Raw genomic sequence first — 15,772 nt, 5'->3', positions numbered from 1 at the left:
ACCGCCTGATGGCTCCCTGAGTGTGTTGAAGATCGTCAGCGCGCCTTGCCGCCGGGGGCACTGCGCAGCACCTGCCGCGTGTCGAGATCGACGCGCACCAGCAGCGCCACCATCACCGCGCTCACCACCAGGCTCGACCCGCCGTAGCTGAGCAGCGGCAGGGTCAGACCCTTGGTCGGCAGCATGCCGGTACTCACGCCGATGTTGATGAATGCCTGGGCACCGAAGACAAGGGCGATACCGTAGCTGAGATAGGCCGCGAACGGCAATCGCGCCAGCTCGGCACGCCGACCGATCCGCAGCGCCCGGTACACCAGCACGGCGAACAGCCCCACGACCGCCACGGCGCCCACCAGCCCCAGTTCCTCGGCGATCACCGCGAACACGAAGTCGGTATGCGCCTCGGGCAGGTAGAAGAGCTTCTGCACACTGTTGCCCAGCCCCAGGCCGAACCAGTGCCCGCGCCCATAGGCGATCAGCGCCTGGGTCAGCTGGTAGCCCGAGTCATACATGTCCGCCCAGGGGTTGGTGAAGCTGGTCAGTCGTTCGAGGCGATAGGGCTCGGCCACCGCCACGATGCCGCCCAGCGCCACCACCAGCGCCAGCAGCAGGATGAAGCGCATCAGCGGCGCCCCGGCCATCAGCAGCATGCCCATCACGCAACCGGTCACCACCACCAGCGCACCGTAGTCCGGCTCCATGATCAGCAGCACGCCGAACGGCACCAGAATCACCAGCGGCTTGAGGAAGTCCCACCAGTAGCGGCGTACCCCCGGCAGGAAACGCTCGAGATAGCGGGCCACGAACAGGATCAGGCACAGCTTGGCCACTTCCGAGGCCTGCACGTTGATGACGGCCAGACGAATCCATCGGCGACTGCCGTTGACCTCGGTGCCCACGAACAGCACCACGACCAGCAGGCCGAAGGCCAGTACCAGCAGCCAGCCGGCATAGCGCTTCCACAGCGCGAGCGGCACCCGCACCAGGGGCACGGCGATCAACAGCGAGATCAGGATGAAGGCCCCGTGGCGGAGACTGAAATAATAGGGATTGCCGGTCAGGCTGGCGGCAATTTCGGTGGAGGCCGAGGTGACCATGACCCAGCCCACCATCAGCAGGGAGACCGCCGCGATCAGCAGCCAGCCATCGCAGCGCTGGTGGTCGGTGGACAGGCGGCGGCGCAGCGCGGCGATCACGGTTGGCGCTCCTCGTCGGCCGCGCCGCGCGCCCGGGCCTCGGCCCGGAAGGCGTCGCCGCGCGAGCGATAGTCGGTGAACTGGTCGAGACTGGCACAGGCCGGCGACAGCAGGATGCAGTCGCCGGGCTCGGCGACGACCACGGCACGCGCCACCGCCTCGGCGAGCGTCGCGCAGCGCGTCACCGCCACATGCCCGGCGAGCGCCTGCGCGAGCCGCTCGGCATCCGCGCCGAACACGATCGCCTCCCGGGCATGGCGACCCAGCGGCTCGGCCAGCGGCGAGAAGTCCGCGCCCTTGCCGACGCCGCCACCCAGCCAGACCAGCCGCCCGGTCAGGGTGGGTCCGAGTCCGTCGATCGCCGCCAGGGTCGCGCCGACGTTGGTGCCCTTGGAGTCGTTGATCCAGCGGATGCCGCCGGCCTCGGCGACCAGCTCGCCGCGATGCGCCAGGCCGGGAAAGCGCGCCAGCACCCGGCGCATCGCCGGCCACTCGAGCCCCAGATAGGTCCCCATGGCCAGCGCCGCCAGGGCATTGGCCTGATTGTGCCGCCCGGCCAGGCGCATCTCGCGAGTCGCCATCAGCGGCGTCGCGCCATGCATCAGCCAGGGCGAGCCTTCCGGCCCCGGGGCGATGCCCCACTCGTCACCCTGCGGCGGGCGAGTGGTGAAGCGTGACTGCGACGACAACGGCGCTGCCGGCCAGGTCCAGGGATCCTCGGCATTGACCACCGCGTGTGTTGCGCCCCGGAAGATGGCACGCTTGGCGGCCTGATAGCCGGCCATGTCGCCATGCCGGTCAAGATGGTCCTCGGACAGGTTGAGGAAGGCCACACACGCCGCGCCCAGCTCGGGCGTGGTCTCGAGCTGGAAGCTCGACAGCTCGAGCACGAACAGCTCCGCCTCGGGCTGGAGGGCCAGCAGGTCGAGGGCCGGGGTGCCCAGGTTGCCGCCGACCGCCACGCGCCGACCGGCCTCGGCGGCCATCTCGCCGAGCAGCGTGGTCACCGTCGACTTGGCATTGGAGCCGGTAATCGCGGCGATCCGCCCCGGGCAGTCGCGCACGAACAGCGCGATCTCGCCCACCACCCGCGGTACATCGGCACGTCCGGCCAGTGTCGCTCGCCAGTAGTCGGCGATGCCCGGGGTGAGCGGATCGACGCCGGGGCTCAGCACCAGCTCCCGAGCCCCGGCCATGTCCAGCTCGGTCAGCGACCCGGTGTGCACCGCCACGTCGGGAAACGCGGCACGGAAATCGGCCAGCCCGGGCGGCTCGGCCCGGGTGTCGGCCATCATGAACGGCTCGCCGCGTCGTGCCAGGTGACGCGCGATCGCCAGCCCCGACACGCCCAGACCGACGACCAGGGTGTAGCCCGGTGGCACCGTTGTCATCGCCGCTTCTCCCCTTTCCTTGTGCTCGACGGACGCCGCGCGCCTAGCGAATCTTCAGCGTGGACAGGCCCAGCAGCACCAGCACCACGGTGATGATCCAGAAACGCACAATCACCCGGGGTTCCGGCCAGCCCTTGAGCTCGAAGTGATGATGCAGCGGCGCCATGCGGAAGATGCGCCGGCCGGTGAGCTTGTAGGAGGCCACCTGCAGGATCACCGAGACCGTCTCCATGACGAAGACACCGCCCATGATGAACAGCACGATCTCCTGGCGCACCACCACGGCCACCACGCCCAGCGCGGCGCCCAGCGACAGGGCACCGACATCGCCCATGAACACCTGCGCCGGATAGGTGTTGAACCACAGAAAGCCCAGCCCGGCCCCCGCGATGGTGCCGCAGAACACCGCCAGCTCGCCGGCACCCGGCACCTGGGGGATGTGCAGGTATTCGGCAAACACCGTGTTGCCGCTGGCATAGGCGAACACGGCCAGCCCCATGGCAACCATCACCGTGGGCATGATCGCCAGCCCGTCGAGACCGTCGGTCAGGTTCACCGCGTTGGAGCTGCCCACAATCACCAGATAGGTCAGAACCACGAAGCCCAGCCCCAGCGGTACGGCCACTTCCTTGAACAGCGGCACGATGAGGCTGGTCTCCACCGGGCTGGCCGCGGTCACGTAGAGGAACACCGCCGCACCGAGCCCCAGCACCGACTGCCAGAAATACTTCCAGCGCGCCGGCAGGCCCCGTGGATTCTTTTCCACCACCTTGCGGAAATCATCGACCCAGCCGATGGCACCGAAGCCCAGGGTGACGATGAGCACCAGCCAGACATAGTGGTTGGTCAGATCCCCCCACAGCAGGGTACTGATGGCGATCGCGATCAGGATCATCGCCCCGCCCATGGTGGGTGTGCCCGCCTTGGACAGGTGCGACTGGGGGCCGTCGTCGCGCACGGCCTGGCCGATCTGGCGCTCGACCAGGCGACGAATCACCAGTGGTCCCAGCCACAGACACAACAGCAATGCCGTGAGCGTCCCCAGGATGGTTCGCAGCGTGAGATAGTTGAAGACCGTGAAAGCGCTCTGAAACTGCGCCAGCAAATCGGCTAAGAAAAGCAGCATGGGTTCCGCTCACCTTGAATCATCGGCACGCAGCTCGGCAATCAGACGCTCCATGCCGGCACTGCGCGAGCCCTTGACCAGCACGCTGGCCCCGGGCGGCAGATGGTCGTGGGCGTGACACAGCAGCGCCGCCCAGTCCGTGAAATGGCACCCGGGATCGCCGAAGGCTCGAGCCGCCGGCTCGGCATCGACGCCCAGTGTACCGAGAAAGTCGATGCCCCGTTCGCGGGCATACCGCCCCACCTCGGCGTGCAATGCCGCGGAGGCCGCGCCCAATTCCCCCATGGCGCCCAGGTAGCAGTAATGCGGCCCCGGCAAGGCGGCCAGCACGTCCAGCGCCGCCTTCACGGCGCCGGGATTGGCATTGTAGGTATCATCGAGCAGCCGGCGTCCCTCGCGGCCCGCCGTCAGCGACAGCCGCCCCGGCAGCGCGGCCGCCTCGTCCAGCCCCGCGGCCAGCTCGCTCTCGGGCAGCCCCAGCGCCAGCGCAGCCGCCGCGGCGGCCAGCGCGTTGGCCACGTTGTGACGTCCCATCAATGCCAGACTGACGCGCCCTGCCTCGCGGCCATCAATGACGAGCGTGAAAGCATAACGCCCCGTGTCATCCGCGACCAGATCGTCGGCACGGACCCGCGCCGGACGCTCGACGGCGAAGTCCAGCACCTCGCGCTCTCCGGCCATGCACCGCCAGAAGGCGTAGAAACGATCCTCGCGGTTGAGCACCGCCGTCCCGTCGGCCGGCAATCCTGCCAGGATCTCGGCCTTGGCCTGGGCGATGGCGCCCGCCCCACCGAATTCACCGACATGAGCCCCGGTCACGTTGGTGATCACCGCCACGTCGGGGCGTGCCAGGGTCGTCGTCCAGGCGATCTCGCCGCGATGGTTGGCCCCCAGCTCCAGCACCGCGTGACGGTGCCCGGCCTCGAGACCCAGCAGGGTCAGCGGAACTCCGATCTCGTTGTTGAGGTTGCCACGGGTCGCCAGTGTCGCCCCCTGACGGCGCACCAGGGTCGCCAGCATCTCCTTGACGGTGGTCTTGCCGCTGTTGCCGGTGACGGCCGCCAGCCTGCCGCCCCAGGCCCGGCGCCGCGCCTCGGCCAGCATGCCCAGCGCCAGCCGCGTGTCGGGCACCACCAGCTGCGCAAGAGGATCATCAACCGGGCGCGAGACGACCGCCGCCACGGCACCGGCTTCTCGCGCCCGGGCCAGAAAGGCATGGCCGTCGAAGCGCTCGCCCTCGAGGGCGACGAACAGGTCGCCGCGACCGAGGCTGCGGGTATCGGTGGTCACGGCACCCATGGCGGCGTCGGCCAGCGGCGCGGGGCAATCAAGCAGACGCGCGACCTCGCCCAGACGGGCCGGGAACGGCGGTGTCATGCGCGGGCCTCCCGCCGAGCCAGCGCGTCGCGCGCCGCGGCTTCATCACTGAAGGGATGGCGTTGCCCGGCGATCTCCTGGGAGGTCTCGTGGCCCTTGCCGGCCACCAGGATCAGGTCACCGGCATCGGCGTCGGCCACCGCCCGTTCGATGGCCGCCGCCCGCCCTTCCAGGCTCAGCGCCGCGGCACGGCCGGCATCGCTCATGCCGGAGAGGATAGCTTCGCGGATCGCCGCCGGGTCCTCGCTGCGGGGGTTGTCGTCGGTGACGATCACGCGGTCGGCCTCGCGGCCGGCGACCTCGCCCATCAACGCCCGCTTGCCGGTATCGCGATCACCGCCACAGCCGAATACGCACCATAGCTTCGCCGTCGCGGCGCCCTCGCCCGGCAGGTGGTCACGCAGCGCTCGCAGGGCGTGTGCCAGGGCATCCGGGGTATGCGCGTAGTCGACCACCACAGTCGGCGCCCCGGGCCGGGTCAGACGCTGCATGCGCCCCGGCACCGGCGCCAGCTCGGCTGCGGCCCGGCACAGCTCGTCCAGATCCTCGCCCTGCCCCAGCAGCGCGGCCATGGCCAGCAGCACATTATCCAGGTTGAAGCGCCCCATCAGGGAAAGCTCGAGGGCCCGCTCGCCGTCCGGGGTGGCGATCAGCGCCCGCTGCCCCGTTTCGTGGGGCAGCCAGTCCAGCACCCTCAGGGTGGTGGCCTCGGCGCTGCCGGTCGCCAGCACCCGCACGCCCGCCGGCAGCCCGGCCAGCATCAGCCGCGCCAGCGGGTCGTCGCCATTGACCACCGCGTGCTCGAGTTCGGGACGCTGGAAGAGCCGCGCCTTGGCGGCGGCATAGGCCGCCATGCTGCCGTGGTAGTCGAGATGGTCACGGCTCAGGTTGGTGAACACCGCGGTGGCGATCCGGGTGCCCGCCAGCCGCTGCTGGGCCAGCGCATGGGACGAGGCCTCGATCGCCACCCGTTCGAGGCCGTCGGCCGCCATCGCCCCCAGCGCCGCCTGCAGTTCCAGCGCCCCCGGCGTGGTCTGGCCGCTGTCGATCAACGCCCCGAGGCGCCCCCAGCCCAGCGTGCCGACGACCCCCGCCGGATGCCCCAGCGCCGTCGACAGCTGCGCCAGATAGTGGGTCACGGAACTCTTGCCGTTGGTGCCCGTGACGGCAATCAGCGATAGCGAGGCGGGCACGCGGAACAGTTCCCGGCCGAGCTCGCCCAGGGACTCGCCGAGTTCGGGCAGCCAGCTGGTGCGCGACTCGGACGCCGCCGGCTCGCCCTCCCCTTCGGCGAGCACCCATTCGGCACCGGCCGTCAGGGCGTCACCGATGAAGCGGCGCCCGTCGCCCATCACGCCCGGCACGGCGATGAATACCGCCGGATGCGGGCAGTGCGGCACCTCCCGGCTGTCACGGGTCAGGCAGATCGGCGTGGCGTCATGCGGCAACGGCAGTACATCGCCATGGGGCCAGAGTGCAGCCAGCGCATCGGCCAGGCGCACACGGGTCGTCTCGATCACGGCAGGGCCTCCTTCTTGTCCGGCAGTACATCCAGCAGGCGCAGCGCCTTGCCGACTACCCGGGAAAATACCGGCGCGGCCACCAGGCCGCCGTAGTATTCCTGTCCGCGGGCATTGTCGATCATCACCACGGTGACGATGCGCGGGTCCGAGACCGGCGCGATCCCGGCGAACAGCGAGCGATAGGCGGTGGTCTGATAGCCGCTGCTTTCGACCTTGCGTACCGTCCCGGTCTTGCCGGCGATCCGGTAGCCGGGCACCATCGCCTTGGAACCGCCGGCATGGGGCTGAACGATGTGCTCGAGCATGCCCAGTAGCTCATGGGCCACCTTGGGCTTGATCACCGGCTTGCCCGGCTGCGGGTCCGAGACCTTGAGCAGCGACGGCGACAGCTCGCGCCCGTCATTGGCGATCGCCGTGTAGGCGGTGGCCAGCTGTAGCGCCGAGACCGCCACCCCGTAGCCGTAGGCCATGGTGGCCCGCTTGCTGTCCGACCAGTTGTAGGGGGCGGGAAGACTGCCCTCCGCCTCGCCGGGGAAGCCGATTTCCGGCGCTTTTCCCAGCCCCAGCGCCTGATAGCGATTCCAGATGGTGTCGTCATCGAGTTGCAGCGCAATGCGGGTCATGCCGACGTTGGACGAGTGCAGCAGGATTCCGGCCGGCTTGAGCTTGCCGTAGTTACGGAAGTCATTGATGGTGTAGCCGTCGACCCGCGTGTACCCGGGCGAGGTGTCGATCACCGTGTCCGGGGTGATCTTGTCGGTCTCGAGCGCCGCCGACATCGCCAGCGGCTTCATCACCGAACCGGGCTCGAAGGCGTCGGTGATCGCCTGGTTGCGCAGCCCGTCGACATCGATATCGGTGCGGTTGTTGGGGTTGTAGGAGGGCGAGTTGACCATGGCCAGCACCTCGCCGGTATGGGCATCCATCATCACCAGGGTGCCGCCGTCGGCATTGTGCTCGTCGACCGCTGCCTTGAGCTCGCGGTAGGCCATATACTGCAGACGCAGGTCGATGGACAGAGTCAGGTCGCCGCCCGGCTTGGCCTCCTTGAGCAGGTGAAGATCGCGCACCAACCGCCCCTTGCGATCCTTGAGTACGCGGCGTTTTCCCGGCTCCCCGGACAGGTAGCTGTTGTAGGCCAGCTCGAGACCTTCCTGCCCCTGATCGTCGATATTGGTCACGCCGACAAGCTGCGCCGTCACCTCGCCGGAGGGATAGTAGCGCTTATATTCATGCTGCGCGTAGACGCCCGGCAGCTGAAGATCGAGCACCTTCTGGGCGGCATCCGGGGTCATGCGTCGCCGCAGGTACATGAATTCATGATTCCGGTAGCGCTGGATGCGCGCATCCAGCGAATCCAGGTCGACCCCCAGCGCCCGAGCCAGCACCAGCCGTTGGATATCGTCGTCGGGCAGCTCCTGGGGATTGGCCCACAGGCTTACCACCGGGGTGGAAATCGCCAGCGGGTCGCCATGACGGTCAGTGATCATGCCCCGGTGGGCATCGATCGGTTCGACCCGCAGGGTGCGGGCATCCCCCTGCCCCTGCAGGAAGTCCCGGTCGATGACGTTCAGGTAGGCGATCCGTCCCACCAGCGCCGCCAGGGCGATCAGCACGACACCGATCAGGAAGCGGTAGCGCCCCCGGCCCATCGGCGCCACCTCGGCCCGCGTCGGTGTCTGCCGCGACTGCGTCATGGCTGGATCACCTTGACCTGGCTGATGTCGGGCACCTGCATGTCGAGGCGCTCGGCAGCCAGACGCTCGATCCGCGACGGCGCCGACCAGGTGCTTTCCTCGAGCAGAAGCCGCCCCCACGCCGTCTGCAGCTTGTCCTGCTGGGCCTCGAGGCGTTGCAGGCGCGCATACTGCACGCGGGTGCGGTGGGCACTGGCGATCACCGCCAGCGCGCTGCCCAGAATCAGCACGATCAGCAGGCCCACCAGCCACAGTCGCCACTGCAACCGCCAGCGGCGGCGCGGTTGCGTCCTGGGCGTGTCCGGGGAAGTGCTGGCCATGCCGACGTCCTAGGCGAGTTTACGGGCGGCGCGCATCACCGCGCTGCGTGCACGGGGGTTCTCGGCGACTTCGGCCTCTCCGGGACGCTGTGCCTTGCCCAGCGTTTCCAGGCGCCGGGCCAGCTGGTCGTCGCGGATCGGCATGCCGCGGGGCAGATGGGTATCGCCACGCACCTGATCGCGGATGAAGCGCTTGACCCGCCGATCCTCCAGCGAATGGAAGCTGATGACCACCAGGTGCCCGCCCGGCGCCAGCGCCTCGAGCGCCGCGGTCAGCGCCGCCTCGAGCTCCTCGAGCTCGCGATTGACATGGATGCGCAGGGCCTGGAAGGCCCGCGTCGCCGGATGCTTGCCCTTCTCCCAGGCCGGATGCGCGGCCTTGAGCAGCTCGGCCAGCTCGCCGGTACGGGTGATCGGTGCCTCGCGGCGGCGCTCGACGATGGCCCGTGCCATGCGACGGGCGAAGCGTTCCTCGCCGTAGGTCTTGAAGACCCAGGCGATGTCGCGCTCGTCGGCATGCGCGAGCCACTGCGCCGCGCTCTCGCCCTGGGTCGGGTCCATGCGCATGTCCAGCGGGCCGTCGCGCAGGAAGCTGAAGCCGCGCTCGGGGTCATCGAGCTGCGGCGAGGAGACGCCGATGTCCAGCAGGATCCCCGCCAGCCGGCCGTGGACGCCCTGTTCGCGGGCGATCGCGTCGAGCCGGCTGAAGGGGCTGGCGTGGATGGAGAAGCGCGGATCCTCGATGCGCCGGGCCTCGGCCAGCGCCGCGGGGTCGCGATCGATGGCCAGCAGCCGCCCCTCGGGACTCAGGCGCTCGAGCAGCGCCCGGCTGTGGCCGCCGCGGCCGAAGGTGCCGTCCAGATAGACGCCGGCGGGGTCATTGAGCAGGGTGTCGATGGCACCATCGAGCAGCACGCTGGCATGACGGTAGGCGGACGACGAAGAAGCGGCGCTGTGCGGCATGCAAGTCTCGAAAGCCTGATCGATGAAAAGAAGGATGGGAGCCGGCCGATAAGCCGGGTTCTGTCGAGGACAGCCATTCATCTAGGCCCAGCGTCACCACTGGGCTCCAGCAACCTACCCGCCCCCACTGCGGGCCACAGCGTCGGGGGCCTATTCGGTCTTGCTCCGGGTGGGGTTTACCGTGCCACGCACTGTTGCCAGGCGCGCGGTGCGCTCTTACCGCACCCTTTCACCCTTGCCGGCAGCTTGCGCTGCTTAGGCGGTCTACTCTCTGCTGCACTTTCCGTCGGCTCGCGCCGCCCAGGCGTTACCTGGCACCCTGCCCTGTGGAGCCCGGACTTTCCTCCCCCGGAACGCGCACGTCCCGGCGGCGACTGTCTGGCCAGCTCCCAAGCGCGCAAGAATAGCAGCGCGCCACGCCCCCCTCAACCGTCGGCCTTGAGCGACAAGGCCTCGTCATACCAGCCCTTCTTGCGCCCGCCCAGCAGTCGGGCCGCCACCGCCGCGGCCTGCTTGACCCCCACACCCTCGGCGAGCATGGCCCCGAGCAGCTCGCGCCCCCGCTCCCTCTCCGGGTCGCGGTCCACAGCCGGCGCGCCCTCGACCACCAGCACGAACTCGCCGCGGGCCTGGTTGGGATCGGCCTCCAGCGTGGCCAGCAGCTCGGCGGGAGTACCGTCCAGGAAGGTCTCGAAGGTCTTGGTCAGCTCGCGGGCCAGCACCAGGTGACGCTCGCCCAGTACCGCGCCCAGATCGGCCAGGGTCTCGCGGATGCGATGCGGCGACTCGTAGAACACCAGCGTTTCCTGGCGCTCCGCCAGGGCCTCGATGGCCGAGCGCCGGGGCCCGCCCCGGGCCGGCAGGAAGCCGGCGAACAGGAAGCGATCGGTGGCCACCCCCGAGGCCGAGAGCGCCGCAACCAGGGCACAGGCCCCGGGCACCGGCACCACGCGCAGGCCGCGCTCGCGCAGCGCCCGAACCAGCAGGAAGCCGGGGTCGGAAATCAGCGGCGTCCCCGCATCGCTGATCAGCGCCACGTCCTCGCCCGCCTCCAGGCGGGCCGTCAGCGAGGCGATGCGCTGGGCCTCGTTGTGCTCGTGCAGCGAGATCAGGGGCGTCTCGACCCCCAGGTGGCGCAGCAGGTGCGCGGAATGGCGGGTGTCCTCGGCGGCGATCAGGGCCACGGCAGCCAGCACGTCCCGCGCCCTGGGCGAGAGATCCGCGAGGTTACCAATCGGGGTGGCCACCACGTACAATGTGCCTTTGCTAGACTCGGTCATGGGTCGTTATCCGAACGTCGATGTCATGGTCATGAGCCAGGAAGGCGCGCATGGCAGACGACGCCAGCGACAGGTCGACGCCGGGCCGGACTCCGCCAGACACAAGGAATCGAGACGCTATGGACAAATCGCTGCGACGCCTGTGCGGTGTCGGCCTGGTCGCCCTGCTGCTGTCGGCTTGCGCCGGCCAGTCACCGATCACCGGCAAGCCGGCCGGCGGGGCGGATCCCGCCGAACTGTTGAACCAGGCCCAGCGTCAGAGCGGTGCCGACGCCGCCAGGACCCGGCTCCGGGCTGCCGACATCCTAGCACGCCAGGGCGAGACGGCGCAGGCGCTGCAGGTCACCCGCAGCCTCGACGCCGCGCAGCTTCCAGCGCCGGCACGGCGCGACTGGGCGCTGCTGCAGTCACGCCTGGGCATCACCCAGGAAGACGGCCGCAGCGTGCTCCGGGCCACCGAGGTGCTCGACAGCGACATCCCCCTGTCCCGCGATCAGGCGCTCACCCTGCGCTATCGCCGCGGCCAGGCACAGGGCATGGTCGGCGAACCCCGCGCCGCCGTGGAAACCCTGATCGCCCTGCAGCGCGACGAGGCGCCCTTCTCGCTCAACGACGACATCTGGCGCCAGCTGACCCGCCTGCGCGGCGCGGCCCTGCAGGACCTGACGCCCCGCGACAGCCTCACCCGCGGCTGGGTGGACCTGCTGACCCTGCAGCGTCGCAACAGCGGCGACATCGCCAGGCTGTTCGCGCGCATCGACCAGTGGCGCTCGCGCTACCCGAATCACCCGGCCGCCCGCCGCCTGCCCGGCGACCTGCAGGCCCTGCGTGACCTGCAGGGCCGCGACGTGCGGCATGTCGCCGTCTTCCTGCCCGAATCCGGCCCGCTCGCCGGGGTCGCCAAGGCGATTCGCCAGGGCATCGAGACCCGCCACATGAAGGCTCTCGACCAGGGCGAGCAGACCCCTCAGCTGCATTTCTACGACACCAGCCGGGGCGACCTGCAGACGCTCTATGCCCAGGCCGCGCTGGCCGGCGCCCAGGTGGTGCTGGGGCCGCTGGACAAGGACAAGGTCTCGCAGCTCGAACAAGGCGGCGCCGTGCCCCTGCCCACCCTGGCGCTCAACTACGGGGTGGCGGACGCCAACCAGGCCGACGATCTCTTCGAGTACGGCCTGTCCGCCGAGGACGAGGCCCGCCAGGCGGCCCACCGCGCGAGTCTCGACGGCCACCGGGTGGCCGGCATGCTGGTCCCCGACAACGACTGGGGCGGCCGGGTGGGCAGCGCCTTCCGCGACGCCTGGCAGCAGGAGGGGGGCCGGGTCGCCGCCGAGGTGCGCTACGACCCGCAGGGCTCGGTGTCCCAGGCCGTGCAGAAGCTCCTCGCCACGCGCAACCAGCACCCACAGCGCCACCTGGACGCGCTCTTCCTGCTGGCCCTGCCGCCCTATGCGCGCCAGGTGCCGCCGATGCTGGAGTTCTACTATTCCGCCGATCTGCCCATCTACGCCACCTCCCACCTCTACGAGGGGCGTCCGCAGCCACGCCAGGATCACGACCTGAACGGCGTGCAGTTCGTGGAGATCCCCTGGCAGATTCCCGAAGCCGCCGTGGGCGGGGCCGATGCCCTGCCCTACCACGCCAGCTACCAGGCCCTGCACGACGGCAGCGACCCCGCTCTGTTCAAGCTGGAGGCGATGGGCGTCGACGCCTTCGAGCTGGCCCGCCGCCTGCCGCTGCTGCAGGCCGCCCCGGGCGTCGAGGTGTTCGGCGCCACGGGCATGCTCAGCGCCGCGCCAGACGGGCGCATCCACCGCGAACTGCCCTGGGCCATGTTCGTCGATGGCGTGCCGCAGCCGCCGCTCGCCGTGCTCGACCCCCAAGACGCCGGCAACCTCTCGCTCGGCACGGATGACGCCACCACCAGCCCGCCGGATGGCGAACCGAGCCCCGACACCGCTCCGGCCGACCATGCGGCGCCCTGACCGGTCCCGAGAACGCGCCCGGGAACGCGGCGCGCGTCTCGAGCGCGCCGCGGAAGGCTGGCTGCAGGCCCGCGGGCTCGCACCGGTGGCCCGCAATCAGCACGCCAGGGGCGGCGAGCTCGACCTGGTCATGCGCGACGGCGAGGTACTGGTGTTCGTCGAGGTACGCCATCGCGCCGATGCCCGTCACGGCCATCCGCTCGAGACGATCACCGCCGGCAAGCAGCGCCGCCTGGTCCAGGCGGCGCGTTTTTATCTCCACCGCCACGGATTATCATGTCCGTGCCGCTTCGATGTAGTGGGTATCACCGGGACTCCCCCCGAGCTGGAGTACACCTGGATACGCGCGGCCTTCGAAGCGTTCTGACCGCTACCGGACCTCTACACGACATGGATTTTCAATCGCGCATTCTCGGCCACTTCAACGCCAGCATCGATACCAAGACGTACGCCAGCGAAGTCCTGCCGCCCTTCATCGAGGTCGCCAGCCAGATGATGGTCCAGTGCCTGGTCAACGAGGGCAAGATTCTCGCCTGCGGCAACGGCGGCAGCGCGGGCGACAGCCAGCACTTCTCCTCGGAGCTGCTCAACCGCTTCGAGCGCGAGCGCCCGAGCCTTCCGGCGCTGGCGCTGACCACCGATACCTCCACGCTGACTTCGATCGCCAACGACTACAGCTACAACGAGGTATTTTCCAAGCAGGTCCGCGCCCTCGGCCAGCCCGGCGACATCCTGCTGGCGATCTCCACCAGCGGCAACTCGGCCAATATCGTGCAGGCCATTCAGGCCGCCCACGATCGCGACATGGCCATCGTCGCGCTCACCGGGCGCGACGGCGGCAACATGGCCTCACTGCTGGGCCAGGATGACTGCGAGATTCGCGTGCCGGCCACCTCCACGGCGCGCATCCAGGAGGTGCACCTGCTGGTCATCCACTGCCTGTGCGACCTGATCGACGAACAACTTTTCGGCAGCAGCGAGTAACTACCATGAAGAAGACAACAGCGCTTACCCCGGTACTTCTGGCCCTGGCCCTGGGCCTCGGCGGCTGCAGCGTGGTCAACGAGGTGGCCACGCCCGCCCCCCAGGGAGAGGACTACAGCACCCGCACTCCCGGCATGAAGGTCGAGGACGAGAACATCGAGTCCAAGATCCACGACGCCATGGCCCGGACCGATGCCCGCCTGACCGACGCCCGCGTCGGGGTGAACAGCTACAACGGCGTGGTGCTGCTGTTCGGTCAGGTGCCCAGCCAGGAACTCAAGGACAAGGCCGAAAGCATCGCCCATGACACCCGCCAGGTCCGCAAGGTCTACAACGAACTCACCGTGGCCGCCAACCTCCCCCTGGGACAGCGCCTGAAGGACGACTGGCTCGAGACCCGCGCCCAGGCGCAAATCGCCGCCAACAAGGGCATCGACTCACGCCACGTGGAAGTGATCGCGGAAAACGCCACCCTGTATCTGATGGGCATGGTGAGCCGCGACGAGGCCCAGCGCATCGTCAACGAGGTCTCGGACATCAGTGGCGTGCAGCGCATCGTCAAGATCTTCGACTACCTGAACTGACCCTGCTGACGCGACGACGCCGCGAGGCTCGGCCCCGCGGCGTCGTTGCGATAGCACTGCCGGCCTCGGCAGCTGCGCTACTTGATCACGCGCAGCGACGGACGCCCCTTCTTGCGATCCCGGGACGCGGCCTCGCCGTCCTCGTCCTCTGTCGCGGACACCCCGGATTCGTCGCCACGGCCCTCGACGCTTTCCAGCGACGGGCGTGTCTCAGGGGACGAGGCCTCCGGCTCGCCCGCCTCCCCGGCCTCCTCCGCGCCGGGCATCACCGGCTCGTGACCGAAGACCATGCCGACCCCGTTCTCGCGGGCATAGAGGGCGATCAGGGCGTTGCAGGGCACGATGACCTGCATCGGCTGCCCCCCGAAGCGGGCATTGAAGGTGATGACGTCATTCGCCATGTGAAGCTCGCGCACCGCACTCGGCGCGACGTTGAGCACGATCTGCCCGTTCTGGACGAACTGCGACGGCACCTGAACCCCGTCGTGCTCGGCATCGACGACGATGTAGGGCGTATGGTCGTTGTCCAGCAACCACTCGTACAGGGCGCGGGCCAGATAGGGACGGCTAGACTGCATGCACAGACCCTCCGATGACACGACCGCCGTGCGGCGGCCGTCACAGTGAATTCAGGTGCGCATCTCGCGCTCGGTCTCGGTCAGTGAGGCCTTGAAGGCCTCCCGCGAGAACAGACGATCCATGTAACCCATCAGCGGCTTGACCTGCTTTTCCGGCAGCTCGATGCCCAGCGCCGGCAAACGCCAGAGCAGCGGGGCCATGCAGCAGTCCACCAGCGAGAACTCCTCGCTCATGAAGTAGGGCATGTCCTCGAAGATGGGGGAGATGCCGACGATGCTCTCGCGCAGTTCCTTGCGGGCGCGCTCGGCCTCCTTCTTGCTGCCGGCGACGATGGTCTCGACCAGCGGGCACCATTCCCGCTCGACGCGATGCATCCACAGCCGGCTCTGGGCGCGCGCCACCGGATAGACCGGCAGCAGCGGCGGATGCGGGAAACGCTCGTCGAGATACTCCATCATGACCTTCGACTCGTAGAGCACCAGGTCGCGATCCAGGAGCGTCGGCACGCTGTTATAGGGGTTGAGATCCGCCAGTTCGGCGGGACGGCTGTCCTCGCCGACCTCGATGATGTCGACGGCGACACCCTTCTCGGCCAGCACAATGCGCACGCGATGACTGTAATGATCATCGCTGCCGGAGTAGAAGGTCATGGACGACCGCTTGGCCACTACACCCATGTAACAGTTCCTCGCATCAGTTCGAGCGATGCATGATAACACGAGAAGCCCGGCGCAAGGGCAGCCCCGATCATGCTCTCCGCAACCCGG

15 protein-coding genes and 1 other RNA gene are annotated in these 15,772 nt (G+C 69.1%); 4 read left to right on the top strand and 12 right to left on the bottom strand.

Translation table 11 applies throughout. The features are described from left to right. Positions 1 to 35 precede the first annotated feature (35 nt). From ftsW to rsmI, 10 genes are all read right to left on the bottom strand, one after another. Positions 36 to 1,193: a putative lipid II flippase FtsW gene (ftsW, locus tag KGQ91_RS10785; RefSeq protein ID WP_377173052.1), complete on the bottom strand. Its 1,158-nt coding sequence runs from the start codon at positions 1,191 to 1,193 to the stop codon at positions 36 to 38. Then, on the bottom strand, positions 1,193 to 2,587 hold the full coding sequence (gene murD, locus KGQ91_RS10780; RefSeq protein WP_224420975.1) for a UDP-N-acetylmuramoyl-L-alanine--D-glutamate ligase: 1,395 nt from the start codon (positions 2,585 to 2,587) through the stop codon (positions 1,193 to 1,195). Before murD ends, ftsW begins: the two co-directional genes overlap by 1 nt. A gap of 43 nt (positions 2,588 to 2,630) precedes the next feature. Beyond that, entirely contained in the window at positions 2,631 to 3,713 is a 1,083-nt protein-coding gene (gene mraY, locus KGQ91_RS10775; RefSeq protein ID WP_224415144.1) for a phospho-N-acetylmuramoyl-pentapeptide-transferase, read from the bottom strand. Positions 3,714 to 3,722: 9 nt separating this feature from the next. Continuing rightward, positions 3,723 to 5,090 (bottom strand): UDP-N-acetylmuramoyl-tripeptide--D-alanyl-D-alanine ligase, encoded by a 1,368-nt coding sequence (locus tag KGQ91_RS10770; RefSeq protein ID WP_224420974.1) that lies wholly within the window; start codon positions 5,088 to 5,090, stop codon positions 3,723 to 3,725. Beyond that, positions 5,087 to 6,607, bottom strand: coding sequence for a UDP-N-acetylmuramoyl-L-alanyl-D-glutamate--2,6-diaminopimelate ligase (locus tag KGQ91_RS10765; protein WP_224421407.1), 1,521 nt, complete (start codon positions 6,605 to 6,607; stop codon positions 5,087 to 5,089). The genes KGQ91_RS10770 and KGQ91_RS10765 overlap by 4 nt, the downstream gene beginning before the upstream one ends. Further along, positions 6,607 to 8,310, bottom strand: coding sequence for a peptidoglycan D,D-transpeptidase FtsI family protein (locus tag KGQ91_RS10760; RefSeq protein WP_224420973.1), 1,704 nt, complete (start codon positions 8,308 to 8,310; stop codon positions 6,607 to 6,609). Before KGQ91_RS10760 ends, KGQ91_RS10765 begins: the two co-directional genes overlap by 1 nt. Beyond that, positions 8,307 to 8,630, bottom strand: coding sequence for a cell division protein FtsL (gene ftsL, locus KGQ91_RS10755; protein WP_224415147.1), 324 nt, complete (start codon positions 8,628 to 8,630; stop codon positions 8,307 to 8,309). The genes KGQ91_RS10760 and ftsL overlap by 4 nt, the downstream gene beginning before the upstream one ends. Before the next feature lie 9 nt (positions 8,631 to 8,639). Then, a complete protein-coding gene (rsmH, locus tag KGQ91_RS10750) occupies positions 8,640 to 9,593 on the bottom strand; it encodes a 16S rRNA (cytosine(1402)-N(4))-methyltransferase RsmH (protein ID WP_224415148.1) in 954 nt (317 codons plus the stop codon). A 33-nt stretch (positions 9,594 to 9,626) separates the two neighbouring features. Further along, positions 9,627 to 9,983: RNase P RNA component class A (rnpB, locus tag KGQ91_RS10745), an RNA gene on the bottom strand. Positions 9,984 to 10,018: 35 nt separating this feature from the next. Then, positions 10,019 to 10,873: a 16S rRNA (cytidine(1402)-2'-O)-methyltransferase gene (gene rsmI / locus KGQ91_RS10740; RefSeq protein WP_224415149.1), complete on the bottom strand. Its 855-nt coding sequence runs from the start codon at positions 10,871 to 10,873 to the stop codon at positions 10,019 to 10,021. Positions 10,874 to 10,992: 119 nt separating this feature from the next. Between rsmI and KGQ91_RS10735 the strand changes: the two genes are divergently transcribed. Genes KGQ91_RS10735 through KGQ91_RS10720 form a run of 4 tightly spaced genes read left to right on the top strand, consistent with a single transcriptional unit; the run spans position 10,993 to position 14,426 of the window. Beyond that, positions 10,993 to 12,858, top strand: a complete 1,866-nt coding sequence (locus tag KGQ91_RS10735; RefSeq protein WP_224420972.1) for a penicillin-binding protein activator — start codon at positions 10,993 to 10,995, stop codon at positions 12,856 to 12,858. After that, complete coding sequence (locus KGQ91_RS10730) at positions 12,845 to 13,225, top strand: YraN family protein (RefSeq protein WP_224415151.1); 381 nt, start codon at positions 12,845 to 12,847, stop codon at positions 13,223 to 13,225. Before KGQ91_RS10735 ends, KGQ91_RS10730 begins: the two co-directional genes overlap by 14 nt. Before the next feature lie 23 nt (positions 13,226 to 13,248). Continuing rightward, entirely contained in the window at positions 13,249 to 13,842 is a 594-nt protein-coding gene (locus KGQ91_RS10725) for a phosphoheptose isomerase (RefSeq protein WP_163649861.1), read from the top strand. Between the two features lie 5 nt (positions 13,843 to 13,847). Continuing rightward, positions 13,848 to 14,426 carry a BON domain-containing protein gene (locus KGQ91_RS10720; RefSeq protein ID WP_224415152.1) on the top strand — a complete coding sequence of 193 codons (579 nt, stop codon included), beginning with the start codon at positions 13,848 to 13,850 and terminating at the stop codon, positions 14,424 to 14,426. Positions 14,427 to 14,503: 77 nt separating this feature from the next. On the opposite strand, the gene KGQ91_RS10715 is transcribed toward KGQ91_RS10720, so the two are convergent. Together KGQ91_RS10715 and sspA are read right to left on the bottom strand one after the other, a co-directional pair. Continuing rightward, the gene (locus KGQ91_RS10715) at positions 14,504 to 15,004 is read right to left on the bottom strand and encodes a ClpXP protease specificity-enhancing factor (RefSeq protein ID WP_224420971.1); all 501 of its coding nucleotides are present in this window, start codon (positions 15,002 to 15,004) and stop codon (positions 14,504 to 14,506) included. Between the two features lie 51 nt (positions 15,005 to 15,055). Beyond that, complete coding sequence (gene sspA, locus KGQ91_RS10710; RefSeq protein WP_224415154.1) at positions 15,056 to 15,682, bottom strand: stringent starvation protein SspA; 627 nt, start codon at positions 15,680 to 15,682, stop codon at positions 15,056 to 15,058. Positions 15,683 to 15,772: the final 90 nt, after the last annotated feature.

The sequence above is a fragment of the Modicisalibacter tunisiensis genome (assembly GCF_020148005.1).
GTDB lineage: Bacteria > Pseudomonadota > Gammaproteobacteria > Pseudomonadales > Halomonadaceae > Modicisalibacter > Modicisalibacter tunisiensis.
The sequence above is the reverse complement of the archived record's forward strand: the minus strand, read 5'-3'. Positions and strand labels throughout refer to the sequence as shown.